A 25,109-nucleotide genomic window follows, 5' to 3' on the forward strand; every position below is an offset into this window, starting at 1 on the left:
GCAAATCATGACATGGTCCTTCTCACTCGGCCGGTTTCTGGGGTCCGAGTTGAGGGTCCATGTCACCTTTTTCCTGCTGCTGGCTTGGGTCGGTTTCGCCGCCTATTCCCGCGGCGGGCTGCCAGCCGCCATCGAAAACCTGATCTTTGTGCTGGCTTTGTTTGCCTGCGTCGTCGCGCATGAATTCGGCCATGCGCTGATGGCACGGCGATACGGCATCAAAACCCCAGACATAACCTTGCTGCCAATTGGCGGTCTGGCGCGGTTGGAACGGATGCCCGAAAAGCCGATGCAAGAGGTTTGGGTGGCCCTTGCCGGTCCGGCGGTGAATATCGTCATCTGGATCATTCTGGTCGCGCTGGGGGCCGGTATGCCACTTGAGACAATGGCGCAGATCGACACCACTGTTCCGGGTCTGTTGAACCGTCTGGCATATGTGAATTTGCTGCTGGCCGCCTTCAATATGATACCAGCTTTCCCAATGGACGGCGGGCGGGTGTTCCGCGCCTTGTTATGTCTCAAAATGGATCGGGTGAAGGCAACCAAGATCGCGGCAATCGCAGGACAGATCGTGGCTGTCGCCTTTGGCTTTTGGGGGCTGAGTACCGGCAACGCCATTCTGGTCCTGATTGCGGTTTTCGTTTTTGTCGCCGCCAATTCCGAAAGTCAGGACGTGGCCATGCGTTCGGTCGCGCGGCGGGTTCTGGCGCGTGATGCGATGATCACTGAATTCCACGCTTTGTCCCCGTCCGATACGCTGGCGACGGCAGCGCAGGCAGTCATACACACGACGCAGCACGAATTTCCCGTTTTGGATGATGAAGGTGCATTGCTTGGGTTTGTCACCCGCGGTCGTCTTTTTGCAGCCCTAGCCGGGGAAACTCCGCGGTCCGACCCCGCCACGTCGGTCATGGAAACCAATATCCCAAGGGTGCAACTGACCAGCGGGCTTGAGATGGTTCTGGAAACGCTCCACAAGGGCGCACCGGCTATCGCCGTCTGCACGCAGACTGGTAAAATGGTCGGCTATATCACCCGGGAAAACATTGGTGAGTTGATGGTGATCCGGGGGCGCTGATCAGGCCGTCGCCAGGGCGTCTTCCAGCACGGATATCACCGCCTCACGCGGGACGTCCGATGTCACGAAAGCTTCACCGATCCGACGTGCCAGGATGAACCGCAATTGACCGTCGATGACCTTTTTGTCCTGCGCCATCAGATCGACCAAGGCTTCGGCCCCAGGCAGGTCGCCGGGGATGTCATTCAGATCGGTTTTCATGCCCATAGCGCGCAAATGTGCCCGCACGCGGCTGGGGTCTTCCTGTGAACACAGACCCAGGCGCGCCGACAGTTCGAACGCCAGCGCGCAGCCAATGGCGACGCCCTCGCCATGCAGCAGACGGTCGGAATAACCAGTGGCAGCCTCAAGCGCGTGACAGAAGGTATGACCAAGGTTCAGCAACGCGCGGTCGCCCTGCTCAGTCTCATCCCGCGCCACGATATCGGCCTTCATCTGCACCGAACGGGTTACGGCCCGCACCCGTGCGGCCATATCACCGCCTGAGACATCCGTTCCGTTGGTTTCCAGCCACTCAAAGAACGCTGCGTCTCCCAGCAGGCCGTACTTCACCACCTCGCCATAGCCTGACAAGAAATCGCGCGGGGTCATCGTCCCCAACACCGAAGTATCTGCCAGCACCAGCGACGGCTGATGGAATGCCCCGATCAAATTTTTGCCCTGCGGCGCGTTGATCCCGGTTTTGCCCCCCACCGAACTGTCGACCTGCGCCAGCAGCGAGGTCGGGATTTGCACAAACCGTACTCCGCGTCGCAAAGCCGCAGCGGCGAACCCCACCAGATCGCCAATCACACCGCCACCAAAGGCAACGACGACGTCGCGGCGTTCAATTTTCTCAGCCAGCAACCACTCTACAGTGCGTTCGAAATGCGGCCAGCTTTTGGTCGCTTCACCAGCGGGCAAAGTCAGCGACGTCATCTCGATCCCGGCGTGGGCTAAACCGTCACGCAAAGCGTCCAGATGCAGCGCGCCCACGTTCTCGTCCGTCACAACCGCCACTTTGGGCCGGTGCAACAACGGTGCGATCCGTGTACCGGCCTGAGCCAGCAATTCCGGGCCGATTTCTACATCATACGAGCGCTCGCCCAGCTCTACATGTACGGTTTGATGCATTACTTCCGTTCCAAAACATCGGGGCGTGTTGCCAGCGCATCCACCACCCGGTTCACCATATTCTCGATCGAGGTCTCGCCGTCGGACTCGGCGATCAAATCCGCCTTCGCATAAACCGGGACACGCTGTTCATACAAGCCGCGCAAAGTCGCATAAGGATCAGAGGTACGCAGCAAGGGGCGCGTGTCTTTGTGTTTGACGCGATTCCACAAAACCTCGAGTTCGGCCCGCAGCCAGACCGAGACCCCGCGTTCCGTGATCATTGTGCGGTTCTGTTCCGCCAGAAACGCGCCGCCACCGGTCGATAGGATGCCTTTTTCCTCATCCAGCAAACGCCCGATAATCTGAGATTCCTTAGCGCGGAAAAACGGTTCTCCGTCACGTTCGAAAATCTCGGGGATGGTCATATTGGCTGCCGATTCGATCTCGGCGTCGCTGTCGAGAAAGGGAACGCCCAGCCGCGCGGCCAGCGCACGGCCCACCGCCGTCTTTCCCGCCCCCATCATGCCTACAAGTACAACCGTTTTGTGCAGTGCAAAGCCCGCATCTGTGTCCGAGCTGTGGGTGTTATGCTTAATTTCGCTCATTTCACTGTGAATGACGTGATCTTAGGAAAAATGCTAGCTATAACTATGACAAAAGAGAAAATTGGGGCAGCGTTGAGCAATGGGCCGTCTAATCAAGTTCCTGTTATATCTGATTTGCCTGGGTTTTATCGGGCTGGTGGCATATGCCTATCTTGGGCCGTTTTTCGGTGCGGATTTCTCGGCGCCGCAAGACGAGATACGAGAGCCGGTAATCCTGAATGTCGAATAAGGCCGCAGTGTTCGCACTGTGTTTGGCCGGTTCGGCGCAAGCGCAGCAGGAACCTCTTTCTGTCATTGATTGGTTGAGCAACCCGCCAGAAAACCTGCCGGGAACCGTTTTGCTGGAACCGCCCGTGACACAGACCGGTGTGCGGCCAGATATCGAAGTCACACCGCTTGAGGCGCTGTCGCAACCGCTGGGGTTGGTGTCGTCCTCTGTAACGGGCCTGCCTGTGAGCCTATGGCAGAACAGTGATCCCGAACGGTTGGCGCAGCTGATCGCTCGGGTTCCTGTTAAGTACAACCCAGCAATGCAGCGGCTGTTATTCACGCTGCTATTGTCCGAAGCGCGGGCCCCTGCCGGGCCGAGTGCGGAGGAAACCCTCTTGTTAGCTCGCCTCGACCGCTTGATGCAGCTGGGCGCCGCCGATCCGACGCAATCGCTGGTGCAACTGGCCGGACCCACCGACAGCCGCGCGCGGTTTCAGCGTTGGTTCGATGCAACGCTACTGACCGGGGATGAGGATCGCAGCTGCACAGCGCTCATCGCGCAACCGCACCTATCGCTGGATTATGCAGCCCAGATTTTTTGCAAGGCGCGCCGAGGCGATTGGAACTCTGCCGCGCTAACGCTTGAGGCGGCCCATGCGCTGCAAGTCTTGCCCCCCGAGGATCTGGATGTGCTGGACCGCTTCCTGAGCCCCGAGCTGTTTGAGGATGCCGATTACCTTCCCCAGCCCGACAATCCCGATCCGCTGACTTTTCGATTGTTTGAAGCGATTGGCGAACGTTTGCCCTCGGCCCCTCTGCCGCGGGCTTTTGCCAACGCTGACCTGCGCGATGTGGCGGGCTGGAAAGCCCAGATCGAAGCGGCCGAACGCCTGACGCGGATTGGCGCGCTGACCCCTAACCAGCTATTGGGCTTGTATACCGAGCGTGCCCCGGCGGCGTCGGGTGCGGTCTGGGACCGGGTGTCAGCCATTCAGAAATTCGAAAACGCGCTGGAAACTGGTAAACCCGAAGCCATCGCCATGGCATTGCCCCTTGTGTGGGAACAGATGCGCAGTGTCGGGCTTGAGGTTCCCTTCGCCGATTTATTTGCTGGTCGCCTGTCACAAGTCTCTCTGCCGGATGACAAAGCCGAAAACCTGCGGTGGCGTATCCTGCTGCTGTCCGATCTCTATGAAACCGCAGCCGAGTCTCCGCCGGACAAATCAGAAGATGCGCTTTTTCTAACCGCTTTGGCGCAAGGTGATCCGGGGCGTGCGCGCAGCCCTTCACCTTTGGCCGATGCGGTGGCTCAAGGCTTTGCCTGGGCGGCGCCGATCCCATCGGACATTCAGGCGATGCTGAACAACAACCAGCTGGGCGAAGCTATTCTTGAAACGATGGAAATGTTTGCTCATGGCGCCAGGGGCAATCTGGTCGATCTGACGGCTGCCATTGCGACCCTACGCCAGGTGGGCCTTGAGGATACGGCGCGGCGTGCGGCCCTGAACCTTTTGATCCTGCAGGGCACATGATCATGGCGTCCCCGGCAACTTCTGAGCTTTGGATTTCCTCCTTCCTGCAAGCGCAGGCGGCCGAGCTTGGGGCAGCCAACAATACCCTGTTGGCCTATGGCCGCGACCTAAAGGATTTCGCCGCCTGGCTGCAGCGCCGCAAAACCAACTTTGCCGAGGCAGAGCGGGATCAGATCGAGGCATATCTGATCGACTGCGACACCCAAGGTCTGGCGCAGTCCACCCGTGCCCGACGATTGTCAGCGATCAAACAAATCTACCGTTTCGCGTTCGAGGAAGGCTGGCGCGACACCAACCCCGCCATTCAGATCAAAGGGCCCGGACGCCAAAAACGCCTGCCCAAAACGCTGGACGTACCCGAGGTGGACCGGCTGCTGCAAGCTGCCCGCCAGACCGGGCGCACTAAGGCCGACCGGGTGCGGAATACCTGCCTGATGGAAGTTCTCTATGCCACCGGTATGCGGGTGACCGAACTGGTCTCATTACCTGTGTCGTCAGCCCGCGGCGATCCGCGCATGTTGCTGGTGCTGGGCAAAGGCGGAAAAGAGCGGATGGTACCCCTATCTCCACCTGCACGTGACGCATTGGCGGTCTGGCTAAAGGTGCGGGATGAAGCCGAGGATCAAGTGGTTGCCGATGGCGGCCAGCGATCCAAGTTCCTGTTCCCCTCACGCGGCAAATCCGGGCATCTAACTCGGCATATGTTCTTTCTGCTGGTCAAGGAATTGGCCGTTCAGGGCGGCGTGTCACCGGAAAAAGTCACGCCGCACACGCTGCGCCACGCATTTGCGACGCATCTACTGGCCAACGGTGCCGATTTGCGGTCGATCCAGACCCTGCTGGGGCACGCGGATGTGGCGACTACCGAGATTTACACTCATGTTCTCGACGAACGTCTGGCCGAGCTGGTGTTAGAGCATCACCCACTGGCGAAAGACCCCGACAACAAGGGCTAACCCCTTGATCCGCAGGGGGCGCGCCCCCATAACGGATGCAGCAACACCAACAACCAAGGACCAATGGAACCCTCTTCTTCTCTGATCGACGGCGCATTCTGGTTTACCACAGGCGCCATTCTGCTTTTGCTCGTCCTGTCGGGCTTTTTCTCGGGTTCTGAAACGGCATTGACCGCATCGTCACGCGGCAAGTTGCGGGCGCAGGCCGACAAAGGCTCACGCGGGGCGCAAAAGGCGCTGGACATCACCGATGACAATGAACGGCTGATCGGCTCGGTCCTGCTGGGCAATAACCTTGTGAATATCCTTGCCGCCTCGCTGGCCACGGCCTTGTTCACCCGGTTGTTTGGCGAAAGCGGCGTGGCGCTGGCAACGCTTGTCATGACTTTGCTGGTACTGGTTTTCGCCGAAGTTCTGCCCAAGACCTATGCCATTACCAACGCGGAAAAAGCGGCAGCATTGGTCGCGCCGATCATCAGTATTGTGGTGACGGTTTTCTCGCCCATGGTCGCAGCCGTACGCCTGCTGGTGCGCGGTGTCTTGCGCTTGTTCGGTGTTCGGATCGACCCGGACAGCAACATTCTTGCCGTACGTGAAGAGATCGCGGGCGCGCTGCAGCTGGGCCATTCCGAAGGTGTGGTAGAAAAAGAAGACCGCGACCGCATCCTTGGCGCGCTGGATCTGGGTGATCGGACGGTGGAAGAGATCATGCTTCACCGCTCGAACATCGAGATGATCGATGCCGACGACGCGCCCGAGGCCATTCTGCAACAATGTCTGAAAAGCCCGCACACCCGTCTGCCCGTCTTCCGGGATGAGCCCGAAAACATCGTGGGTGTCGTGCACGCCAAGGACCTATTCCGCGCCATGTATGCCCATGCAGGTGCCAGTGAAAGTGACACCAACCGGCTAAAAGAATTCGATATCTCCAAAGTGGCAAACGACCCGTACTTTGTGCCGGAAACCACGACGCTGGACGACCAAATGCGGGAATTCCTGCGGATGCACAGCCATTTTGCACTGGTGGTCGACGAATACGGATCATTGCGCGGTTTGATCACGCTGGAAGATATCCTGGAAGAAATCGTGGGGGAAATCGCCGACGAGTTCGATATCGAAGAAGACGTTCCGGTGACCCGCACTGAAGACGGGCAGTATCTGGTCGAAGGCGCAATGACGATCCGCGACGCAAACCGCGCGATGGACTGGTCATTGCCAGATGATGAGGCGAATACAGTCGCCGGGCTTGTCATACATGAGGCACAGATGATCCCGGTAGTAGGTCAGGTCTTCTCATTCCACGGGTTTCGGTTCGAAGTCACCGCGAAGGACGGCAACCGGGTGACCGAGTTGAAAATCCGACCGCTGTAACTCGGCTAAAGAAAAAACCGGCGCCCACCATCGGGCGCCGGTTTCATTTCCGGGGTTACGCGAACCAGGTACGGCTAGCGACATAGCCATCCATCAGGTCACCGTTCGCATGTGCGGACCAACCCGTCACCTTGTCCGAATATCCGTCGATGAACTGATTGAACATCGGGTTGATCAGACCGCCCTCTTCCCAGACGATGCGCGCCATCTGGGCGTAGATGTCTTTGCGTTTAGCGGTGTCCAACTCGGCACGGGCTTTCAATACCAGCGCGTCGAACTCTTCGTTCTTAAAGTTGGTGTCGTTCCAGTCTGCGGTCGACAGATAGCCAACCGACCACATCTGATCCTGCACCGGACGCCCACCCCAGTAGGATGCACAGAACGGTTTGTTGTTCCACACTTCCGACCAGTAGCCGTCCGCCGGCTCACGCTGAATCTCAAGCGGGATACCAGCCGCTTTTGCCGACAGCTGGAACAATTGCGCCGCGTCAAGTGCACCGGCAAACGCGGCGTCAGACACATGCAGAACGATGGGCGAGCCGTCATGACCCGACGCTTTGTAATGCTCAGCTGCCTTGGCCAGATCGAACTGGCGCTGCTCCATCGACGCATCGAACAGCGGATAGGCTTCGTTGATCGGAATATCGTTCCCGACCGAGCCAAAACCGCGCAGAACCTTGTCGACCAGCTCCTCGCGATTGATGGCATATTTCAGCGCCAGACGCAGGTCTTTGTTGTCAAACGGTGCGGTGTCGGTGTGCATGACAAAGATGTAATGCCCCCGGCCCGAGGTCGCGTTGATGGTGACACCCGGCGCGCGGCCAAACAGCTTGGCGGTACGCGGTGGCACCACGTTAATGGCGTGTACCTGACCGGCCTGCAATGCTGCCGAACGTGCAGTGTCATCGTTCAGAACAAGGATCTCATGGCTGTCATAATGGCCAACGCTTTCATCCCAGTGGTTGGCGAACTTCTCGAACGCATAGCGCACTCCAGGTTCATCTGCGGTCACCTTGTAAGCACCGGTCGAAACCCCCTCGCCGGGGTTATCGATCCCGCCACCCGGCTGCATGACCAGGTGATAATCCGACATCAGATACGGCAGGTCTGCGTTGGGTGTGGTCAGCTTGATCACCACATAGTCACCGTCGACCCGCACATCCTCGATCCCGCGCATGATGCCCAAAGCACCCGACTGCGAATCTTCGTTCGAGTGGCGCGCCAGGGTCTGCTGTACATCTTCAGGCGTCAGTGTCTTGCCATTGTGGAATTCGACGCCTTTGCGGATCAGGAAAGTCCAGACCTTACCGTCCTCATTCGCTTCCCAGCTTTCCGCCAGGCTGGGTGCGATCCCACCATCAGTAGTCACCACGGTCAGGGTGTTTCCATAGGCCCGCAGCGCCTTGGCTGTCACATGCGACGCCGACAATGCCGGGTCCAGTGAGTTGGTGCTTTCACCGCCCGTCAGCCCCAAAACGAAATGGCCCCCTTTTTTGGGCGTCTCGGCCAGACCGGCCTCGGCCCAGATCAGGTTCGCAGCAGTGGCTGTCAGGCCAAGTGCTGCGGCTTTGGCCATGAATTCACGGCGGCTCAACGCTTGGGGTTGGGGATCAAACTTGCTCATCTTATGTCCTTGCAGAGTAGTTACACAGGGTCCTTCCCGGATGCCTGGTAGATCGATTCCGTAACAGAACCGCTACACCCTTTAGCGGATGTTTTCCGCAGATGCGATTTGCTGCGGCGACACGTTTTGTCGCATTCAGAATTGCATCCTGTTCCTCACTGATCAGACTGGCAAAAACACTGACGGAGGCCTTCATGAAACTTGAAACCCGCGTAGCAGTTATTGGCGGTGGCGTCGTCGGTTGTTCCGTGCTGTACCACCTGACCAAACTGGGGTGGTCCGACGTCATGCTGCTGGAACGCTCAGAACTCACCAGCGGCTCAACCTGGCACGCGGCGGGCGGGTTCCACACGTTGAACGGTGACACCAACATGGCCGCGCTGCAGGGGTACACGATCCGCCTGTATAAAGAGCTGGAAGAGATCACCGGTATGTCTTGCGGTTTGCACCACGTAGGTGGCGTGACTTTAGCCGACAACCAGGACCGGTTCGACATGTTACTGGCCGAGCGCGCCAAGCATCGGTTCATGGGATTGGAGACCGAGATCGTCGGGCCGGACGAGATCAAGAAGATCGCGCCCATCACCAATACAGACGGCATCATCGGTGCGCTGTATGATCCGCTGGACGGGCATCTGGACCCATCGGGCACCACTCATGCTTATGCCAAGGCAGCTCGGATGGGTGGGGCCACAATCGAAACGCATTGCATGGTGCGCGAGACCAACCAGCGCCCCGACGGCACTTGGGATGTGGTCACCGATAAGGGCACCATTCACGCCGAACATGTAGTCAACGCCGGTGGCCTCTGGGCGCGCGAGGTTGGCGCGATGGCCGGTGTCTATTTTCCGCTGCACCCAATGGAACATCAGTATCTGGTGACAGATTCGATCCCGCAGATCGAAGCGATCATCGACGCTGGCGGAGAACACCCGCATGTCATGGATCCAGCCGGGGAAAGTTATCTGCGGCAAGAAGGGCGCGGGCTGTGCATCGGGTTCTATGAACAGCCCTGCAAGCCGTGGGCCGTCGACGGCACCCCGTGGGAGTTCGGGCATGAACTGCTGCCAGACGACTATGACAAGATCACGGACAGTATCGAATTCGCCTATCGTCGCTTTCCTGTTCTGGCCGAAGCCGGGGTGAAATCGGTGATCCACGGACCGTTTACCTTTGCACCGGACGGGAACCCTCTGGTCGGGCCGGTACCGGGCATGCGAAACTATTGGTCGGCCTGCGGCGTGATGGCCGGATTCAGCCAGGGTGGCGGAGTTGGCCTGACGTTAGCGCAATGGATGATCGAGGGCGAACCGGAACGTGATGTCTTTGCGATGGACGTGGCCCGGTTCGGAGATTGGATCAGCCCCGGGTACACCCGCCCGAAAGTGATCGAAAATTATCAAAAGCGCTTCAGCGTCGCCTACCCGAATGAGGAACTGCCCGCCGCGCGCCCGAACCGAACAACCCCGATGTACGATATTTTCAGCGATCTGGGCGCTGTCTGGGGTCAGCAATACGGATTGGAAGTCCCGAACTATTTCGCCCAAGGGGACGAGCCGGGCTATGAAACTCCCTCATTCCGTCGCTCGGACGCGTTTGACGCGACTGGGCGCGAAGTGCGCGCCGTTCGCAACAGTGTCGGCATCAACGAGGTCCACAATTTCGGCAAGTACCGCATTACCGGCCCTACGGCCCGCGCGTGGCTGGATCGGATTATGGCCGGGCGCATTCCACAACCTGGCCGAGTGTCTCTGACCCCGATGCTATCACCCAGGGGTAAACTGATCGGGGACTTTACCGTTTCGTGCCTGACTGAAGGCGAATTTCAACTGACCGCGTCATACGGCAGTCAGGCGTTCCACATGCGCTGGTTCCTGACACAGCAGCAGGACGGCGTACAAATCGATAACATCAGCGACCGGTTGAATGGGTTTCAGATCGCAGGCCCGAACGCAACGCAGGTTCTGGCAGCCTGTACTCGAGAGGAAATTTCTGACCTCCGCTTTCTAGACGTACGGCGTATGACCGTCGGTATGACTGACTGTATCGTGCAGCGCGTCAGCTATACCGGCGATCTGGGGTACGAGATTTATTGTGATCCGATGGCACAAAGACAGCTCTGGTGGGTTCTATGGCAGGCCGGACAACCGCACGGGATGGTGCCGTTTGGAATGCGCGCGATGATGAGCCTGCGTCTGGACAAGTTCTTTGGCTCGTGGATGCGAGAATTCTCGCCTGACTATACCGCCGCGGAAACAGGTCTGGACCGGTTCATATCATTCTCGAAAAACGCTGATTTCATCGGCCGAGCCGCCGCTGAGCAAGACCGATCGCTGGGACCGGCGCGCAAATTGGTGGCATTTGAAGTGGACGCCGAAGACGCCGATGTGAATGCGTATGAACCGATCTGGTTGGACAGTAAGGTTGTTGGCTTCTGCACGTCTGGCGGATACTCGCACCATGCCCAAAGATCGGTTGCAATGGGGTTCTTGCCCGTGGACCGGGTGACTGACGGGCTGCAGGTTGAAATCGAAATCCTTGGTCAGTTGCGCAAGGCTCGGGTGATCTCGGAAACACTATTTGACCCAGATGGCGCGCGTATGCGGGGATGACTCTGCCCTGTTGCGGCGGCATTGTGGCGGTATGACAGAAATACCCATTATTCTATTGGCCGCTGGGCAATCCAGCCGCATGGGCGGCCAGGACAAGCTGTTGCAGATCATCGACGGCCAACCCTTGCTACGTCGCGCGGCATTGATTGCCGGGCAAGCCGCACCAATCATCGTCGCATTACCCCCCGCCCCACATCCCCGATACGAAGCGCTTGATGGTCTGGACGTGCAAAAGGTCGAAATTCCGGATGCCCACGAAGGTATGAATGCCAGCCTGCGTGGCGCTCTGGCGCATGTGCTACCCGAGGCCAAAGCCGCAATGATCTTGTTGGCAGATTTGCCGGACATCACAACCGAAGATTTGCTTGCAGTGCTATCCGCAGTCCAGGCCCACCCGGACAACCTGATATGGCGCGGCGCCACAGAGAACGGCAAACCAGGTCATCCGGTCATCTTTGATCGCAGCCTGTTTGATCAGCTCAGCCGTCTGACAGGAGACGAAGGTGCGCAATCCGTGGTGCGCGCGCATGCGGACAAGGTGCATCTGCACGCCCTGCCCGGCCAACACGCGTTGCTGGATTTGGATACGCCCGCGGATTGGGCGACATGGCGCGCAAAGCGGACCATCTAAAATCGACAGGTCTGAAAGTAAGTCGGCCCGGTCGATAACGACCGGGCCGGTACCCAAAACAGGACTACCACTTTTCATCAATCCCGGAAACGCGGCCAATAATGTCTGTCGACACTCTGGCTATTCCGCCGCCGAACCTAAACAAGACCCCCTCGTTAACATGCCGCTCAGCGTTTCCAGTGACTGTGACAAGCCTTGGGCACCCCCTAGTGCCTTTGGCTCCCCCTCGCTTGGGCACGTTCATCGTCACCCATCCGTTGGATTCAAACAACGTAAAATTGGAAAGAACGGTTAATTTTGCCGATATCAGGATGGTTTTTCCGCAACATTTATTAAGCGTGAATCAACCATAAGATGAGTGCCATTTTTGCTCGAAACACCACATTTCACCATTAAGCATAAACCTAATGTGCTATCTGGTCTAAATGTTATAAATTGTTTTCGATAACCGCATTAACACTTGAAGGTCGACACAACCAAGACGGTATCACCTGAAAATCGGAGTTTGCGACGGCTGACTTGTTAACGATTTTGATTCAATTCAACCTTTTTCGCGCTTTGGCGTCCAAACCGGCAACAATCCACCGATTCGTGCTCAGTGATTCGCACAAATCCTCCGACTCCAGTCCTCGAACGTCGCGATAGAACCGCTAGTTTGTGGCAAAATTAAGATATCTTAACAATTCGCTCAGGAAACACACAGAGTGAAGGCGCATCTCCTGTTTCAACGCGCGGCCGCACCCGCGTGATATAAACAGGAGATAAAAATGAGCATCCGCAAGTCCTCACTTCTTTTGCCCGGGACAGCCAGTTGGGTTGGCGCTGGCGCACTGAGCGCCGCATTGCTGGCGACCACCGCCCTGCCCTCGATGGCCGACGAAGCACTGGCCGATCTTGTTGAAAATGTATCGCCCTCGGTCGTCACCATCATCGCCGAACAAGGTGCCACACCGGTTCCCACGCAGGGACAGGAGTTTGACTTTGACCAACACCCGTTCGGAGAATTTTTCAAACGCTTCGGCGCGCCCGAAGGGTTTAACGCCCCGCAGCGTGGACCGGCACAAGGTCTGGGTTCGGGTTTCGTTTTGGATGAAGCGGGTTACATCGTTACCAATCACCATGTCGTAGACAATGCCGAGTCCGTAACGGTTCGCATGTCGGACGACCGTACGTTTGACGCCGAGGTTATTGGCACCGACCCGCTGACCGACATCGCAGTTCTGAAGATCGACGCAGATGAAACCCTGCAGGCGGTTGAACTGGGTGACAGCGACGCCATCCGCGTGGGCGAAGACGTCGTAGCCATCGGCAACCCGTTCGGGCTGCATTCAACCGTGACGACCGGTATCGTATCGGCCAAAGGGCGCAACATCTCGCAAGGGCCGTATGCTGAATTCATTCAAACCGACGCAGCTATCAACAAAGGCAACTCGGGTGGTCCGCTGTTCAACATGGAAGGTGAAGTCGTCGGCGTAAATTCGGCGATCTACTCGCCCACCGGTGGCTCAGTGGGTCTGGGGTTTGCGGTGACATCGAACATTGTGGAACACATCGCGGCCGACCTGCGCGATGACGGCCAGGTCAGCCGGGGTTGGCTGGGTGTGTCGATCCAGAATGTCAGCCCCGAGCTTGCGGCAGCCATGGGCATCGATAGCTCAATCGGCGCGCTGGTTGCGGACGTTGTTGCCGACAGCCCGGCCGAGGGCGTTCTGCAACAGGGTGATGTCATTCTGACCTTCAACGATGAAGTGGTCGATTCCAGCAGCGATCTTCCGGTCCTTGTCGGCACCACCAAAGTGGGCACTGACAGCGTTCTGACCGTTCTGCGCGATGGCAAGGAACAACAGATCGAGTTGACCGTCGGCCAGCATCAAAGCGCATCGGCCCAGATCGATAAGTCAGTGGACGAAACCGTCTCGGGCACTGCTTTGGGCGTAACTATTGCACCGCTGACCGACACCAACCGCGCCGAGATGGGTGTGGCTGATAATGTCGATGGTGTGATCGTCACTGACCTGAAACCCGATAGCCCGGCAGCCAAAGCCGGTCTGCAACGGGGCGATGTGATCGTGAAACTGGGCGGCCAGGAAACCGCAACACCGGACGCGTTGAAGGCCGCTCTGGACAGCGAAAAAACCGACCCCGCGCTTGTTCTTATCAATCGCGGTGGAAACCAGATCTTTGTAGCGGTGGAAATCGCCTGATCTGACACCAGCGCGCGCCACGTGATGGGGAAATCTGGCGGGCGCCTCCTCGGTGGTTTGAATTGTCCGCAAACCTCCGAGACTGCCGGGTGCGATACACCGCACCCGGCAGATTGATTAGCCAACCCATGTGCTTTGCCTAAAAATTGTGTTTAAATCCCGGTAGAAAGGAACTCGCATCATGAGCCGTCGCTTGCTGATCGTCGAAGATGATGAAGACACACGAGAGTTCATCGCCAAGGGATTTGGCGAAGAAGGTTATGTCATCGAGCAGGCCGAGGACGGCCGGGAAGGTCTTTACCATGCCACCGACGGCGGGTTTGACGCGGTTGTTCTGGACCGGATGTTGCCGGGTTTGGATGGCCTGTCGCTGATCAAATCGATGCGTGCGGCGGGCGTTAAAACGCCGGTTCTGATGCTAACCGCCATGAGCGCCGTTGATGAACGTGTCAAAGGGCTGCGTGCCGGTGCGGATGACTATCTGGTCAAACCGTTCTCGTTCCAGGAATTGCACGCCCGGATCGAGGCCCTTCTGCGCCGACCGCAAGAGGCCGAGGAAAGCCCGACCCTGAATTGCCGCGACCTTGAGATGGACCTGCTGACCCGCAAGGTCACCCGCAACGGGCGCGAGATCACCCTCACCCCGCGTGAGTTTCAGATCCTCGAGTTTTTCCTGCGCCGGAAGAACCGCGTGGTATCGCGCACCATGCTGCTTGAGGGGGTTTGGGACTATCACTTCGACCCCAATACCAATGTGGTCGATGTCCATATCTCGAAACTGCGGCGTCAACTGGACGAAGGCGGCGAGCCGCCGTTGATTGAAACCGTCCGGGGCGCCGGTTACATGATATCTGATGGATAACCTGCGACTTTCCTTTAACAATTCACGCACACGCCTCGTACTGGCCAGCATGGTCCTCAGTACCTTGCTGACCGCGACCGTGCTGGCGTTGGTCTATGTAACGGCGAACCGCAGCATTGAAAGCGAGACGCGCTCGGTCGTGTCGGCAGAACTGACAGGGTTGGCGGATGAATACGAACGCCGAGGCCTGATCGGGTTGATGCGGGCGATTGAGCGGCGTCTTCCAACCGCCGCAGACCGCGATGCGTTATATCTTCTGACCGATCGCTTTGGCGTCAATCTGGCTGGCAACCTCAAACAATGGCCCGAGAATATCGCAGCCGGAAGCGGCTGGGTCGATCTGGAACTGCGCCGGGCCGAAAATGATGAATTGGTGCCCGTCTCGGCCGCCTCGGTTCGCCTGCCCGGCGGTGAACGCCTGCTGGTAGGACGCGACGCACTGGCGCGGCAGCAATTCGACCGGGTTCTGCTGCGGTCGGTCGGCATCGCGCTGGCAATTGCCCTGGCGCTGAGTGTACTCACCGGTTGGCTATTCACCCGTCTGGTCTTTTCTCGCTTGTCCGATATCGCCAACACGGCAGAGAACATCGTATCGGGCGACCTAACCCGGCGCATGCCCCTGCGCGGCACTGGGGACGAATTCGATCAGGTATCCGGGACGCTCAACACCATGCTGGACCGGATTGAGGAACTGGTTAGCAATCTACGTACAACGTCAAACTCAATCGCCCACGATCTGCGCTCGCCCCTGTCGCGGTTGAAGCAACGAGTTGAAACGCTGTCTGACCCTTCGAAAACGGATCAAGAGCGCGAGATTGATATCGCGCGGGCCAGTGTGGAAATCGACCATGTGTTGCGAGTATTGGGGCAACTGACCGAAATCTCACGCGCCGAAGCTGGTGTTGGTCGGGAACAATTCGAACCGGTCGATCTGCAGCAACTGGTGGCGGATGTAGTGGAGCTTTACGATCCCGTGGCAGTCGATCAGGGTATCCAGCTTGAGGTCACGGGCACAGCAGCGCCAATACCGGGGCATCGCCCGCTGTTGTCCCAGGCCCTTTCGAACCTGCTGGAAAACGCGATGCGCTATGCGCCGCAGGACACCACTGTCACGATCCACCTTTCCGAAGATGGTGCCTATACAAATCTGAGCGTTCGCGATCGTGGTCCCGGCGTTCCGCAAGAAGACCTGCCGCGCCTGCAAATGCCGTTTGTCACACTGGACCCGGCCCGAACCGAGCGGAATGCCGGTCTGGGCCTGGCCCTTGTCGCTGCGATTTCCCACATGCATGGCGGCGCGTTTGAAGCCAGCAATTGCAATCCGGGGCTTGAAGCGAAAATCAAATTGGCGCGCAAACCCTAAGTGGGTACGCCGTTGATTGCCATTGTCTTGTTTTTATAACGTTTATCAGCAGTAACATCCTCACCGAACCAATCCGGCGGAGTGTAGGCCATAGCCTCGACTTCGGTCTCAAATTCCACCTCGACCAATTGCAGCGGGGCCAGATCGCCCTGAAACACGTCCAACTCAAACACGCGCCCGTCGGACAACTGGCCTGTGAAACGTTCCTTTTCCACCCGGCGCCCATCAGTTTCCGGCCAGAACGTTTCGAATTGCTCGGCCGTAATTTCAGCCTCACGCTCGACCCGCACCATCGCGCCGCCACCTTTGAGGGTTAGGAAGAACCGGTCATTCTTTTGACGCAGGCGCAGTTCGGTGGAATCGTCGGGCGCTGTCAAATATCCCTGCCGCACGACAGCTTTCTCTGCGCCGCTGAGGTCCGGCAGGTCCGCGACCAAAAACTTGCGTTCAATTTCCATGCTCATTTGCTTGAAATCACTCCGTTTTCCAATTCATCGAACAACGACTGATAAGCAGAACTGGCGTCTCTGCGACCAGCAAAGATACTGACCGGGGCGCGGTTTTGGCCCATACGTTCGATATCGGCGGCAAAAGGTATTTCGGTTTGCAGGAACCGTTTTTTATGCTGTTTACGCATCTTCTCCATCGTTTCCAGATGCAAGGTTTTGCGCCCCTGCACCATCGAAAAGAACGCCCTAATCTTTTTCTTGGGCAGCTTCTGTTGGTCAAAGAAGGCCACCAACTGCGCAAGCGTTCGCTCGGACAAAGTGGTCGGAATGACCGGCACCACGATCTGATCCGCCGCCTTAAAAACGTTCTCGGACAGGGTCGAAAAATTCGGGGGGCAATCCAGAATGATCACGTCGTAGTCACTGCCGGCAGCGGCCAGAGCCTTTTTCAACCGGGATCGCTTGTTTCGCATACGCGATAGGAACACGTCAAAGTCGCGGAAGGTCAGGTTCGCTGGCAACACGTCCAGCCCTTCGAAATCACTGGCCTTGATAGATTTGGTGAACCGGGAAACATCCTCGAAAAACCGCGCGTCGGTCAACTTTTTTGAAGGTTTTACCCGAAAATAGAACCCCGCCGCACCCTGCGGATCAAGGTCGCACAACAACACGGTGTACCCTGCTTGCGCATAGGCATAGGCCAGGTTTACCGAGGTTGCGGTTTTACCCACACCGCCCTTGTTGCTGTAGCAGGCAATGATCTTCACCAGTCAATCCTCCTTTTGGCGAAACAGGGCTCGGAACAGGTTCTGAATCTCGGGGCTATCGAAATGCCGAAAATTGGCAATCACGTGGTCGCGTTCAGCTTTTTGGCGCTGATCGAGTACGGCGATCAACCCTCCGACGGCCATGGCAAGCGGCGTACTTGTCCGATTCCGGACATCACTTTGAGTGGAAACAAAGTTAAGCAGCGCCTCTTGTTGTACCGAATAGTCATTGAACAAACCCAAATTATCTTGCATTTTTTTCAATGGCTTAATGAGCATTTTGAAATCACGCTTGTCGAACAAAGGCGCAAAGAACTCCATCAGATAGCGCAGCTTCTTGCAATCTATACGCAGCTCATGCACCACCTCGTCTGGAGTTTTCGGGGTAATCCCACGGGCAAGCTTGCATACTTTTCGGTAGCGTTTCCAGATCAACGAACGGGCATAGTCATAAGCTTTGCGCTCGGCGTTGGGTCCGGGTTCCAACCGTTTAGTATCAGCAAACAGTGCTAGAAGTTGCTTCATCTGTCTGCCATAGGCGGCACTACGCAAACGCCGACTCAGCACAGCGAGTTCGCGGTTGCGCTCTTGTTCAAACTTCACGAACATCGCCTCGATACCGGGATGAAGGTTGGACGGAATCAGATTGAAGTAAATGTCTTTTTCCAGAAGGTAGACATCCAAATCTCGCACCCGCCCGGTAGACGCCATCAGGTCCGAGAATTCGCGTTTTAGTGCGCTTGTCTGCTCTGGCGAAAACACGCCTTTGAACAGGCTCAGCACGGACCGCACGCGCCTGAGCGAGACGCGATAATCATGCAAAAATTCCGTGTCTATATCCGCGACAATTCCCGCCTCGTTCTTGCGCGCGACCTCCAGATAGGTGCGGATGATATCCACCGCCACTTCGATCGAGGGTTCCTGTTTGCCCAACTCGATATCGGGTTTGGCATTGTAGGCAGGGAAATCTGCAAAAAGGCCTTGCATGACCACCTCTGCACCTGACGCGCCAGCCGCCAATTCCTCTAGCGCCGAACAGACCTTTTGAAAGGCGCGTTTATACCCGCGCAGGGGTTGAACGGTCAGGATCGTCACCTGCCCGTGGTGTGTGCCCAAAGTCAGGGCGCGGCCGCGAACTTGTGTTTTTTGCAGATCGTCCAATACGGCAAAAGTGCTGCCTTTGATGGTGCCAGAGCCGATACACATAAGCGCGCGCAACTTTGGGAAATCTTTCAACGCCGCGCGGACAGGTCCATCCGGCAAGTCCTGTACGAACATGCCTGTGCCGCCGCCATCCTGAATCAAAAAGTCCCTGTCGTTCAGCAGCTGCAACGAGCCGCCTGTTTCGATCAATAACCGGCCTTTGGCCCGTAGCGACTGATCATGGCTGTCTAGCAGGTCAAAGGAGCGGGCAGCGGAAAGCGGTTCAAACGCGATCGTCAACCCATTAACTAATCCTGAGAATTCGTCCTGATCGAACTTGCCTGAATGGACGAACACCCTGCGTTTCCGCCCCATCACCCGCGCCTCGTTTTCAAGGCATCAAGGCTTCGTAGTGCCGTGCCATCGAACTGCCAGCGCGGGTTCTTGCCGTGTCTCTTAGCGGTCTCCCGGTTCTTGAACATCGGCACCCTCATGACAGCATGGTGCCATGAAATCGCATACTATTCCGTCTGGCAAGCTTGATGTCTTACTGACCGTGCGTCAGGTCGACAGCCCCTAAACACCCCGCTAAAAGTAGCGTATGTCCGACCCTATCTCCTCAATCCGCAACCTCGGCCCGGCTTACGAACAAGCCTGCGCCCGTGCAGGTATTCATTCGGCACGGGAATTGCGCGAATTAGGTCCCGATAAAGCCTATTCCCGGCTTTTGCAGACAGGAACCAAGCCGCATTTCATCGGCTACTACGTGCTGGTCATGGGGTTGCAGGGCCGCCCGTGGAACGATTGCAAGGGCGATGAGAAAAAGGCCCTGCGGCAGCGGTTCGATGCCATTAAGGCCAGCGTCACCGCGATGCCTGAAACCCAGATGATCTCGGATCTGGATGCAATCGGTGTGCGGGTGTCTGCCGACGACCTCAAGCCGAAAAAAAAGAGCCGCACCCGTAAACGGGAGCGGCTCAAGAATCCGATCTGACGGCGGCTTAGCCGACCAGTTCGATGCCCGAGAAGAAGTAAGCGATTTCAACCGCTGCAGTTTCCGGAGCGTCCGAACCGTGGACCGAGTTTTCACCAACCGATTCAGCAAACTCGGCGCGGATGGTGCCGGGGGCTGCGTCTGCAGGGTTGGTTGCGCCCATGACTTCGCGGTTCTTTGCAATGGCGCCTTCGCCTTCCAGAACCTGAACAACAACCGGAGCCGACGACATGAATTCGCACAGTTCGTCATAGAACGGACGCTCGGCATGCACGTCATAGAACTTGCCAGCCTGAGCTTTGGTCATGTGGATGCGCTTTTGCGCAACGATGCGCAGGCCGGCTTCTTCGAACTTGGCGTTGATCTTGCCAGTCAGGTTGCGGCGGGTTGCATCAGGTTTGATGATCGAGAATGTGCGTTCCAGTGCCATGTCGGCCTCTCCTTAACATAAGGCGCGGGGTCGCGCCGAAATCCATCGCGCGCCGCGTAGCACGGTCTGTCTGATATGAAAAGGACTATGATGCGCAGCGGCTCAGATCGTCTCGGGCAGTGGGTCCTGACGGTCAACCCAGCGCACATAAACCACGGCCAACAGTCCGGCAAAGCTGCATGCCCACATCATACCCAAAACCAGAAACGGCCCGTTGTCGGGGCTGACCCATAACCCGGTCAGCGAGGTCAGTACCGCCCCAAGCGCCACGATCATCGCACCTGACAAGCCAGCGGCGCTGCCTGCCAGTTTGGGCCGGACAGACATCAGACCGGCCGAAGCATTGGCGTTGGTCAATCCGTTGCCAAAGCCAACAAAAATAGCCGACCCGAAGAACACCCAGACCGAGCCCAGATCCGCAAGAAACAGCAGAAGACCCAAAAGTGGCCCAGTCGACGCGACGATGCGTCCGATCAGGATCATGGTTGTCAGTGGTGTTCTGGCGGCGATCCGACCCGTGATGAAATTCCCCACCATGAAGCCACCGGTGATGATGCCGATCCCCAATCCCAACATCGCGGGGCTTAGATCGAACCAAGCAGCGGCGACAAGGGGCGCGCCGGTGATGAAACTGTAGAACCCGCCGATCGAAAACGATGCACACAAGGCATAACCCCAGAACCGGCGAGCACGAAAAAGGTGGGGGTATTCACGCAACTGCGCCGCGAAGGTTGAAGAACGGTTGGTATTGGTCTCACCCATATCGACCCACAGCAACAGCAGCATCCCCGCCCCTAAGCCCGAGTACAGAACAAAGCCTGCCCGCCAGCCGAAAAGGCCGTCCAGCGCACCGCCTAGCATTGGCCCAAGCATCGGGGCCAGCGCCATCGCCATGGCCACATAGCCCAGTTTGCTGGCGGCCTCGTTCGGCGGGTACATGTCCCGGATTGCGGCGCTCGACAGCACAGGCCCGGCAACCACAGCCGCCTGCAACAGACGAAAGCCCAGAAAGGCCCAGATTGATTCAGCCAAAACGCAACCAACCGAGGCCACAACAAAGACCGACATACAGATCAGCAAAACGGGCATGCGACCAAATCGGTCGGACAGCGGCCCCATGATCAGTTGCAATACTGCTGACACCGCCAGATATCCGGCCACCGACAGGTTCACCAATGCATAGTCGACCTGAAAATCCCCGGCCATTCGGGCCAGCGACGGCAGGAACATATTCAGCGTCAGCACGGAAATCGCCGTGGCGAACACCAAAGTGATCAGAGAGGGAGGCGAAGAAGCCGCGCGCATGTTAAAACCGTCAAAATCCAACCGGACCAGCGCTAGCACATAGGCTGATCGATGAACATGCCAACCCGCTGGCGGCGTCTGACATGCTCTGTTATGAGCGGCTCATGTTACGGATCGAAGACATCACCTATGCGGTCGAAGGCCGCCCCCTGTTTGACGGTGCCAGCGCCACCATTCCCGATGGACACAAGGTTGGTCTGGTTGGGCGTAACGGCACCGGCAAGACCACTCTGTTCCGCTTGATCCGGGGCGAGTTGGCGCTGGAATCGGGCAATATCGTGTTGCCGAAACGCGCACGGATCGGCGGCGTGGCGCAAGAGGTCCCCTCGTCCGACGTGTCGCTGATCAACACGGTACTGGCCGCCGACACCGAACGCAGCGCCCTAATGGCCGAGGCCGATAGCGCCGAAGACCCCGCGCGCATTGCCGAGATTCAGACCCGGCTGGCGGATATCGACGCGTGGTCTGCCGAATCCCGCGCAGCCTCGATCCTCAAGGGTCTGGGGTTCGATGACGAAGACCAGCTGCGCCCCTGTTCGGATTTCTCGGGCGGTTGGCGGATGCGCGTGGCGTTGGCAGCAGTGCTGTTTTCGCAGCCCGATCTGCTGCTGCTGGACGAGCCGACCAACTATCTGGACCTAGAAGGCGCACTGTGGCTGGAAAGCTATCTGGCCAAATATCCGCATACGGTGATCATCATCAGCCACGACCGCGGGTTGCTGAACCGTGCGGTGGGCTCGATCTTGCATCTGGAAGACCGCAAACTGACCTACTACGCGGTGCCTTATGACAAATTCGCCGAACGCCGGGCGGAACGGCTGGCGCAAGCGGAATCGGAAAACGCCAAGGCCAAGGCCCGCATCGCTCACCTGCAGAGCTTCGTGGACAGGTTTCGGTACAAAGCATCCAAAGCCGTCCAGGCCCAGTCGCGCCTGAAGATGATCGAACGCATCCAGCTGGTCTCGACCCCACAAGAGGCCGCGCTGCGGGCGTTTTCATTTCCTGAGCCCGAGGAACTGTCCCCTCCGATCATCCAGATCGAAGGCGGTATGACTGGCTATGGCGAAACCGAAGTATTGCGCCGTCTGAACTTGCGCATTGATCAGGACGACCGCATCGCGTTGTTAGGTAAAAACGGTCAGGGAAAATCGACGCTGTCCAAGCTGCTATCCGACCGCCTGCCCCTGATGGCGGGGAAGATGACCCGCAGCAACAAACTCCGCATCGGGTATTTCGCACAACATCAGGTGGATGAGCTTCATGTGGACGAAACACCGCTGGACCACCTGCGCCGTCTGCGCCCAGATGAGGCACCGGGCAAATGGCGATCACGTCTGGCCGGGTTCGGGCTGAACGCGGATCAGGCGGAAACGCTGGTTGGGCGCCTTTCGGGCGGCCAAAAGGCCCGCTTGTCGTTGCTGATCGCAACCATCGACGCGCCTCATATGCTAATCCTGGACGAACCGACCAACCACCTGGATATCGAAAGCCGCGAAGCGCTGGTCGAGGCGCTGACTGAATACTCCGGCGCAGTCGTTCTGGTCAGCCACGATATGCATCTACTGTCACTGGTTGCTGACCGACTTTGGCTGGTCTCGGACGGAACGGTCAAACCCTTTGACGGAGACCTTGAGGCTTATCGCGCCATGCTGCTGGCCCGTGACAAACCGGTCAAAGAGAAACCCAAGGCGGCGAAACCCAAACGCCCTTCGCGTGATACGATGCAGGCCCTGCGCGCCGAACTGCGCAAATGCGAGGACCGGATTGAAAAGCTGACGGACATGCAGGAGAAACTGTCCGCAAAACTAGCAGATCCAGCATTGTACGAAGATGACCGCATCAACGATCTGGAAACCTGGAACCGGAAATTTGCCGAAGTGGTTGAAGCCATGAAAAAGGCCGAGACTTTGTGGGTGGCAGCCGCCGAACGACTTGAACAGGCAGAAACAGCAGCATGATAGACAGCGCATTCCTTATCACCGCGTTCACGACGCTTTTCGTGGTCCTCGACCCGCCGGCCCAAACGCCTATCTTTGTGGCGTTGACCCAGGGCATGGACTGGCACACCCGTCGCTCAATCGCGATCAGGGCCTGTTTGACAGCAGGTGTGATTTTGGCCGCCTTCGCCGCCTTCGGTGAGGCCCTTCTGGGGTTTGTAGGCATCTCGATGGAAGCGTTTCGCGTCGCAGGGGGCGTTCTGTTGTTTCTGACCGCGCTCGACATGCTGTTTGAACGCCGCACCAAACGTCGGGAAAACAGTGCCGAGGAAGAGGAACATCCGGATCCATCGGTATTTCCGCTGGGTATTCCACTGATCGCTGGCCCCGGCTCGATTGCGACCATGATCCTGCTGGCAGGTCAGCAGCCCGGTATTCAGGGCTTGGCCGTGGTCGTCGGAGTAATGCTGGTCGTGTTGGCAATGGTCTTTGTGATGTATCTGACATCTGGGGCGGTGGCACGTGTATTGGGCAAAACCGGGCTGAATGTGTTGACCCGGCTGCTGGGTATGCTGCTGGCGGCGCTGTCGGTTCAGTTTATTTTGGACGGGCTCAAGGCCTTTGGTTTTGCGTCGTAAATCCCCATATAGATTAAAGTGAGCGTGGTAAGGGGTACGGCATGGACGGCGACAGCATTGGACGTTTGGTATATCTGGCCGTGCTTGGTGCGGCGGTGGTGGCGTGGTTCGTCTCGCAGAACCGTCAGTCTCTGAACAAGACCATGCAACAGGCGATGGCCTGGGTGTTCATTTTCGTCGGTGCCATTGCCGTTGTCGGACTGTGGGAAGACATCCGATCAACCGTTGGCCCTGCCCCGCAGATGACTGTCACTGGCGAAACGATCGCGGTGCCTCGGGCACGTGACGGCCATTATTACCTGCCCGTTGTGGTTAATGGAGAGCCGATAACCTTTCTTGTCGACACCGGTGCCAGCCAGATCGTGCTGAGCGATCAGGACGCCCGACGCATTGGTATTGACCCTGACCAACTGAACTATCTCGGCCGCGCCTCGACCGCAAATGGAGAGGTCCGCACCGCACCCGTTCGGCTGGATAGCCTTGAGCTGGGGCCGATCACCGATCACAACGTCTCGGCCTGGGTCAACGAAGGCGATTTGCGCCAATCGCTACTGGGCATGGATTATCTGCATCGCTTTTCGAATATCCAGTTCGCGGATGGCCGTCTGATCCTGTCTCGTTAAAGGGTCTGCGGCGGCATTTCCGAATTGAGAACAAAATAAGAACATGCTAAGCTGCGGGCATGTCTATAAACCTTCTTGGCCGCAAACCTGCGCGTGAGGCGCCGGGGCTGACCTTACACCCTCAGATCACTCTGCAGCTGGCCCGCGTGCATGAGGCCTGCGGCCCCGCCCGGCGCAGCTTTGCCATGTGGTTGGCCGGCCAGGCGCAGGGGCCGGTGCTGTGGATTTCTCCAGCTTGGGAGTCCGGCCAATTGAACCCGGACGGGATGATGCCCTTTGCCGATCCTGCCCGGTTCCTGTTCGTCCGCCCCACCCGCGCCGAAGACCTGCTGTGGTGCATGGAAGAGGCGCTGCGCAGCGGGGCCATTCCGCTGATCATCGGCGACCTGCCGGGCGCACCGGGGCTGACGCCGGTGCGGCGCATGCATCTGGCTGCTGAACAGGGTGGCACGATGGGGCGGGCGCCGCTGGGGCTGCTGCTGACGCCCGGCGACGGTGGCGCGCAGGGGGTCGAGACCCGCTGGCACATGGCCGCGAACCATCAGGGCGAGGCCCGCCGCTGGACCCTGACCCGCCGCCGCGCCCGCGCCCTGCCCCCGGTCAGCTGGCGCGCCACCCAGATCAAACCACGCGCCGGGCTGAATCTGACCCGGACCGAAGCCGAAGATGTTTAGGTGTGA

Annotated in this window: 23 protein-coding genes; 15 read left to right on the forward strand and 8 right to left on the reverse strand. The window is 58.1% G+C overall.

Annotated elements, in window-relative coordinates; all coding sequences use genetic code 11:
* The first annotated feature begins 7 nt into the window (after positions 1 to 7).
* Positions 8 to 1,078, forward strand: a complete 1,071-nt coding sequence (locus ACR0AL_RS04320) for a site-2 protease family protein (protein WP_480662072.1) — start codon at positions 8 to 10, stop codon at positions 1,076 to 1,078.
* Here ACR0AL_RS04320 and aroB read toward each other — a convergent pair whose 3' ends face one another.
* The gene (gene aroB, locus ACR0AL_RS04325) at positions 1,079 to 2,191 is read right to left on the reverse strand and encodes a 3-dehydroquinate synthase (RefSeq protein WP_480662074.1); all 1,113 of its coding nucleotides are present in this window, start codon (positions 2,189 to 2,191) and stop codon (positions 1,079 to 1,081) included.
* A complete protein-coding gene (locus tag ACR0AL_RS04330; RefSeq protein WP_480662076.1) occupies positions 2,191 to 2,778 on the reverse strand; it encodes a shikimate kinase in 588 nt (195 codons plus the stop codon). The genes aroB and ACR0AL_RS04330 overlap by 1 nt, the downstream gene beginning before the upstream one ends.
* Before the next feature lie 79 nt (positions 2,779 to 2,857).
* Here ACR0AL_RS04330 and ACR0AL_RS04335 point away from each other — a divergent pair, with 79 nt between their 5' ends.
* The 4 genes from ACR0AL_RS04335 to ACR0AL_RS04350 all read left to right on the forward strand — a co-directional run bounded on the left by ACR0AL_RS04335 (position 2,858) and on the right by ACR0AL_RS04350 (position 6,847).
* Positions 2,858 to 3,007 (forward strand): hypothetical protein, encoded by a 150-nt coding sequence (locus ACR0AL_RS04335; RefSeq protein WP_170348465.1) that lies wholly within the window; start codon positions 2,858 to 2,860, stop codon positions 3,005 to 3,007.
* Positions 2,997 to 4,520, forward strand: coding sequence for a hypothetical protein (locus tag ACR0AL_RS04340; RefSeq protein ID WP_170348464.1), 1,524 nt, complete (start codon positions 2,997 to 2,999; stop codon positions 4,518 to 4,520). Before ACR0AL_RS04335 ends, ACR0AL_RS04340 begins: the two co-directional genes overlap by 11 nt.
* 2 nt (positions 4,521 to 4,522) lie before the next feature.
* Positions 4,523 to 5,476: a tyrosine recombinase gene (locus ACR0AL_RS04345; RefSeq protein ID WP_170374983.1), complete on the forward strand. Its 954-nt coding sequence runs from the start codon at positions 4,523 to 4,525 to the stop codon at positions 5,474 to 5,476.
* A gap of 63 nt (positions 5,477 to 5,539) precedes the next feature.
* Complete coding sequence (locus tag ACR0AL_RS04350; RefSeq protein WP_170348462.1) at positions 5,540 to 6,847, forward strand: HlyC/CorC family transporter; 1,308 nt, start codon at positions 5,540 to 5,542, stop codon at positions 6,845 to 6,847.
* 55 nt (positions 6,848 to 6,902) lie between these two features.
* Here the strand turns inward: ACR0AL_RS04350 and ACR0AL_RS04355 are convergent, their stop codons facing one another.
* Positions 6,903 to 8,471, reverse strand: coding sequence for an ABC transporter substrate-binding protein (locus ACR0AL_RS04355; protein WP_480662078.1), 1,569 nt, complete (start codon positions 8,469 to 8,471; stop codon positions 6,903 to 6,905).
* Between the two features lie 194 nt (positions 8,472 to 8,665).
* On the opposite strand from ACR0AL_RS04355, the gene ACR0AL_RS04360 reads away from it, so the two are divergent.
* From ACR0AL_RS04360 to ACR0AL_RS04380, 5 genes are all read left to right on the forward strand, one after another.
* Positions 8,666 to 11,083 (forward strand): GcvT family protein, encoded by a 2,418-nt coding sequence (locus tag ACR0AL_RS04360; RefSeq protein ID WP_480662080.1) that lies wholly within the window; start codon positions 8,666 to 8,668, stop codon positions 11,081 to 11,083.
* Between the two features lie 31 nt (positions 11,084 to 11,114).
* Positions 11,115 to 11,714, forward strand: coding sequence for a nucleotidyltransferase family protein (locus ACR0AL_RS04365; protein ID WP_480662082.1), 600 nt, complete (start codon positions 11,115 to 11,117; stop codon positions 11,712 to 11,714).
* Between the two features lie 767 nt (positions 11,715 to 12,481).
* A complete protein-coding gene (locus tag ACR0AL_RS04370) occupies positions 12,482 to 13,918 on the forward strand; it encodes a DegQ family serine endoprotease (RefSeq protein ID WP_170348458.1) in 1,437 nt (478 codons plus the stop codon).
* A 181-nt stretch (positions 13,919 to 14,099) separates the two neighbouring features.
* Positions 14,100 to 14,780, forward strand: a complete 681-nt coding sequence (locus ACR0AL_RS04375) for a response regulator transcription factor (RefSeq protein ID WP_170348457.1) — start codon at positions 14,100 to 14,102, stop codon at positions 14,778 to 14,780.
* On the forward strand, positions 14,773 to 16,143 hold the full coding sequence (locus tag ACR0AL_RS04380) for a sensor histidine kinase (RefSeq protein WP_170393748.1): 1,371 nt from the start codon (positions 14,773 to 14,775) through the stop codon (positions 16,141 to 16,143). Before ACR0AL_RS04375 ends, ACR0AL_RS04380 begins: the two co-directional genes overlap by 8 nt.
* Here the strand turns inward: ACR0AL_RS04380 and ACR0AL_RS04385 are convergent.
* Genes ACR0AL_RS04385 through ACR0AL_RS04395 form a run of 3 tightly spaced genes read right to left on the reverse strand, consistent with a single transcriptional unit; the run spans position 16,140 to position 18,859 of the window.
* Entirely contained in the window at positions 16,140 to 16,607 is a 468-nt protein-coding gene (locus tag ACR0AL_RS04385) for a CYTH domain-containing protein (protein WP_480662084.1), read from the reverse strand. The genes ACR0AL_RS04380 and ACR0AL_RS04385 overlap by 4 nt on opposite strands.
* Positions 16,604 to 17,359 carry a ParA family protein gene (locus ACR0AL_RS04390; protein WP_480662086.1) on the reverse strand — a complete coding sequence of 252 codons (756 nt, stop codon included), beginning with the start codon at positions 17,357 to 17,359 and terminating at the stop codon, positions 16,604 to 16,606. The genes ACR0AL_RS04385 and ACR0AL_RS04390 overlap by 4 nt, the downstream gene beginning before the upstream one ends.
* 3 nt (positions 17,360 to 17,362) lie before the next feature.
* A complete protein-coding gene (locus ACR0AL_RS04395; RefSeq protein WP_226688556.1) occupies positions 17,363 to 18,859 on the reverse strand; it encodes a CHAD domain-containing protein in 1,497 nt (498 codons plus the stop codon).
* A 244-nt stretch (positions 18,860 to 19,103) separates the two neighbouring features.
* Between ACR0AL_RS04395 and ACR0AL_RS04400 the strand changes: the two genes are divergently transcribed.
* Positions 19,104 to 19,496: a TfoX/Sxy family protein gene (locus tag ACR0AL_RS04400; protein WP_170358087.1), complete on the forward strand. Its 393-nt coding sequence runs from the start codon at positions 19,104 to 19,106 to the stop codon at positions 19,494 to 19,496.
* Positions 19,497 to 19,503: 7 nt separating this feature from the next.
* Here the strand turns inward: ACR0AL_RS04400 and ndk are convergent, their stop codons facing one another.
* Positions 19,504 to 19,926: a nucleoside-diphosphate kinase gene (ndk, locus tag ACR0AL_RS04405; protein WP_008757405.1), complete on the reverse strand. Its 423-nt coding sequence runs from the start codon at positions 19,924 to 19,926 to the stop codon at positions 19,504 to 19,506.
* Positions 19,927 to 20,028: 102 nt separating this feature from the next.
* Positions 20,029 to 21,231 carry a multidrug effflux MFS transporter gene (locus ACR0AL_RS04410; RefSeq protein WP_480662089.1) on the reverse strand — a complete coding sequence of 401 codons (1,203 nt, stop codon included), beginning with the start codon at positions 21,229 to 21,231 and terminating at the stop codon, positions 20,029 to 20,031.
* 104 nt (positions 21,232 to 21,335) lie between these two features.
* Between ACR0AL_RS04410 and ACR0AL_RS04415 the strand changes: the two genes are divergently transcribed.
* The 4 genes from ACR0AL_RS04415 to ACR0AL_RS04430 are packed head-to-tail and all read left to right on the forward strand — an operon-like array spanning position 21,336 to position 25,103.
* Positions 21,336 to 23,189, forward strand: coding sequence for an ABC-F family ATP-binding cassette domain-containing protein (locus ACR0AL_RS04415; protein ID WP_480662091.1), 1,854 nt, complete (start codon positions 21,336 to 21,338; stop codon positions 23,187 to 23,189).
* Entirely contained in the window at positions 23,186 to 23,806 is a 621-nt protein-coding gene (locus tag ACR0AL_RS04420; RefSeq protein WP_170348449.1) for a MarC family protein, read from the forward strand. The genes ACR0AL_RS04415 and ACR0AL_RS04420 overlap by 4 nt, the downstream gene beginning before the upstream one ends.
* Before the next feature lie 41 nt (positions 23,807 to 23,847).
* Positions 23,848 to 24,429 (forward strand): retropepsin-like aspartic protease family protein, encoded by a 582-nt coding sequence (locus ACR0AL_RS04425; RefSeq protein WP_170348448.1) that lies wholly within the window; start codon positions 23,848 to 23,850, stop codon positions 24,427 to 24,429.
* Positions 24,430 to 24,488: 59 nt separating this feature from the next.
* Positions 24,489 to 25,103 carry an ImuA family protein gene (locus ACR0AL_RS04430; RefSeq protein WP_480662093.1) on the forward strand — a complete coding sequence of 205 codons (615 nt, stop codon included), beginning with the start codon at positions 24,489 to 24,491 and terminating at the stop codon, positions 25,101 to 25,103.
* Positions 25,104 to 25,109 lie beyond the last annotated feature (6 nt).

Source organism: Ruegeria sp. BB1 (genome assembly GCF_056539465.1).

Coding starts and splice junctions, on each gene's coding strand:
- ACR0AL_RS04345 (WP_170374983.1), top strand. CDS start 4,523: ATGGCGTCCCCGGCAACTTCTGAGCTTTGGATTTCCTCCTTCCTGCAA.
- ACR0AL_RS04330 (WP_480662076.1), bottom strand. CDS start 2,778: ATGAGCGAAATTAAGCATAACACCCACAGCTCGGACACAGATGCGGGC.
- ACR0AL_RS04380 (WP_170393748.1), top strand. CDS start 14,773: ATGGATAACCTGCGACTTTCCTTTAACAATTCACGCACACGCCTCGTA.
- aroB (WP_480662074.1), bottom strand. CDS start 2,191: ATGCATCAAACCGTACATGTAGAGCTGGGCGAGCGCTCGTATGATGTA.
- ACR0AL_RS04340 (WP_170348464.1), top strand. CDS start 2,997: ATGTCGAATAAGGCCGCAGTGTTCGCACTGTGTTTGGCCGGTTCGGCG.
- ACR0AL_RS04360 (WP_480662080.1), top strand. CDS start 8,666: ATGAAACTTGAAACCCGCGTAGCAGTTATTGGCGGTGGCGTCGTCGGT.
- ACR0AL_RS04415 (WP_480662091.1), top strand. CDS start 21,336: ATGTTACGGATCGAAGACATCACCTATGCGGTCGAAGGCCGCCCCCTG.
- ACR0AL_RS04410 (WP_480662089.1), bottom strand. CDS start 21,231: ATGCGCGCGGCTTCTTCGCCTCCCTCTCTGATCACTTTGGTGTTCGCC.
- ACR0AL_RS04420 (WP_170348449.1), top strand. CDS start 23,186: ATGATAGACAGCGCATTCCTTATCACCGCGTTCACGACGCTTTTCGTG.
- ACR0AL_RS04400 (WP_170358087.1), top strand. CDS start 19,104: ATGTCCGACCCTATCTCCTCAATCCGCAACCTCGGCCCGGCTTACGAA.
- ACR0AL_RS04335 (WP_170348465.1), top strand. CDS start 2,858: ATGGGCCGTCTAATCAAGTTCCTGTTATATCTGATTTGCCTGGGTTTT.
- ACR0AL_RS04375 (WP_170348457.1), top strand. CDS start 14,100: ATGAGCCGTCGCTTGCTGATCGTCGAAGATGATGAAGACACACGAGAG.
- ACR0AL_RS04350 (WP_170348462.1), top strand. CDS start 5,540: ATGGAACCCTCTTCTTCTCTGATCGACGGCGCATTCTGGTTTACCACA.
- ACR0AL_RS04425 (WP_170348448.1), top strand. CDS start 23,848: ATGGACGGCGACAGCATTGGACGTTTGGTATATCTGGCCGTGCTTGGT.
- ACR0AL_RS04385 (WP_480662084.1), bottom strand. CDS start 16,607: ATGAGCATGGAAATTGAACGCAAGTTTTTGGTCGCGGACCTGCCGGAC.
- ndk (WP_008757405.1), bottom strand. CDS start 19,926: ATGGCACTGGAACGCACATTCTCGATCATCAAACCTGATGCAACCCGC.
- ACR0AL_RS04430 (WP_480662093.1), top strand. CDS start 24,489: ATGTCTATAAACCTTCTTGGCCGCAAACCTGCGCGTGAGGCGCCGGGG.
- ACR0AL_RS04370 (WP_170348458.1), top strand. CDS start 12,482: ATGAGCATCCGCAAGTCCTCACTTCTTTTGCCCGGGACAGCCAGTTGG.
- ACR0AL_RS04320 (WP_480662072.1), top strand. CDS start 8: ATGACATGGTCCTTCTCACTCGGCCGGTTTCTGGGGTCCGAGTTGAGG.
- ACR0AL_RS04365 (WP_480662082.1), top strand. CDS start 11,115: ATGACAGAAATACCCATTATTCTATTGGCCGCTGGGCAATCCAGCCGC.
- ACR0AL_RS04355 (WP_480662078.1), bottom strand. CDS start 8,471: ATGAGCAAGTTTGATCCCCAACCCCAAGCGTTGAGCCGCCGTGAATTC.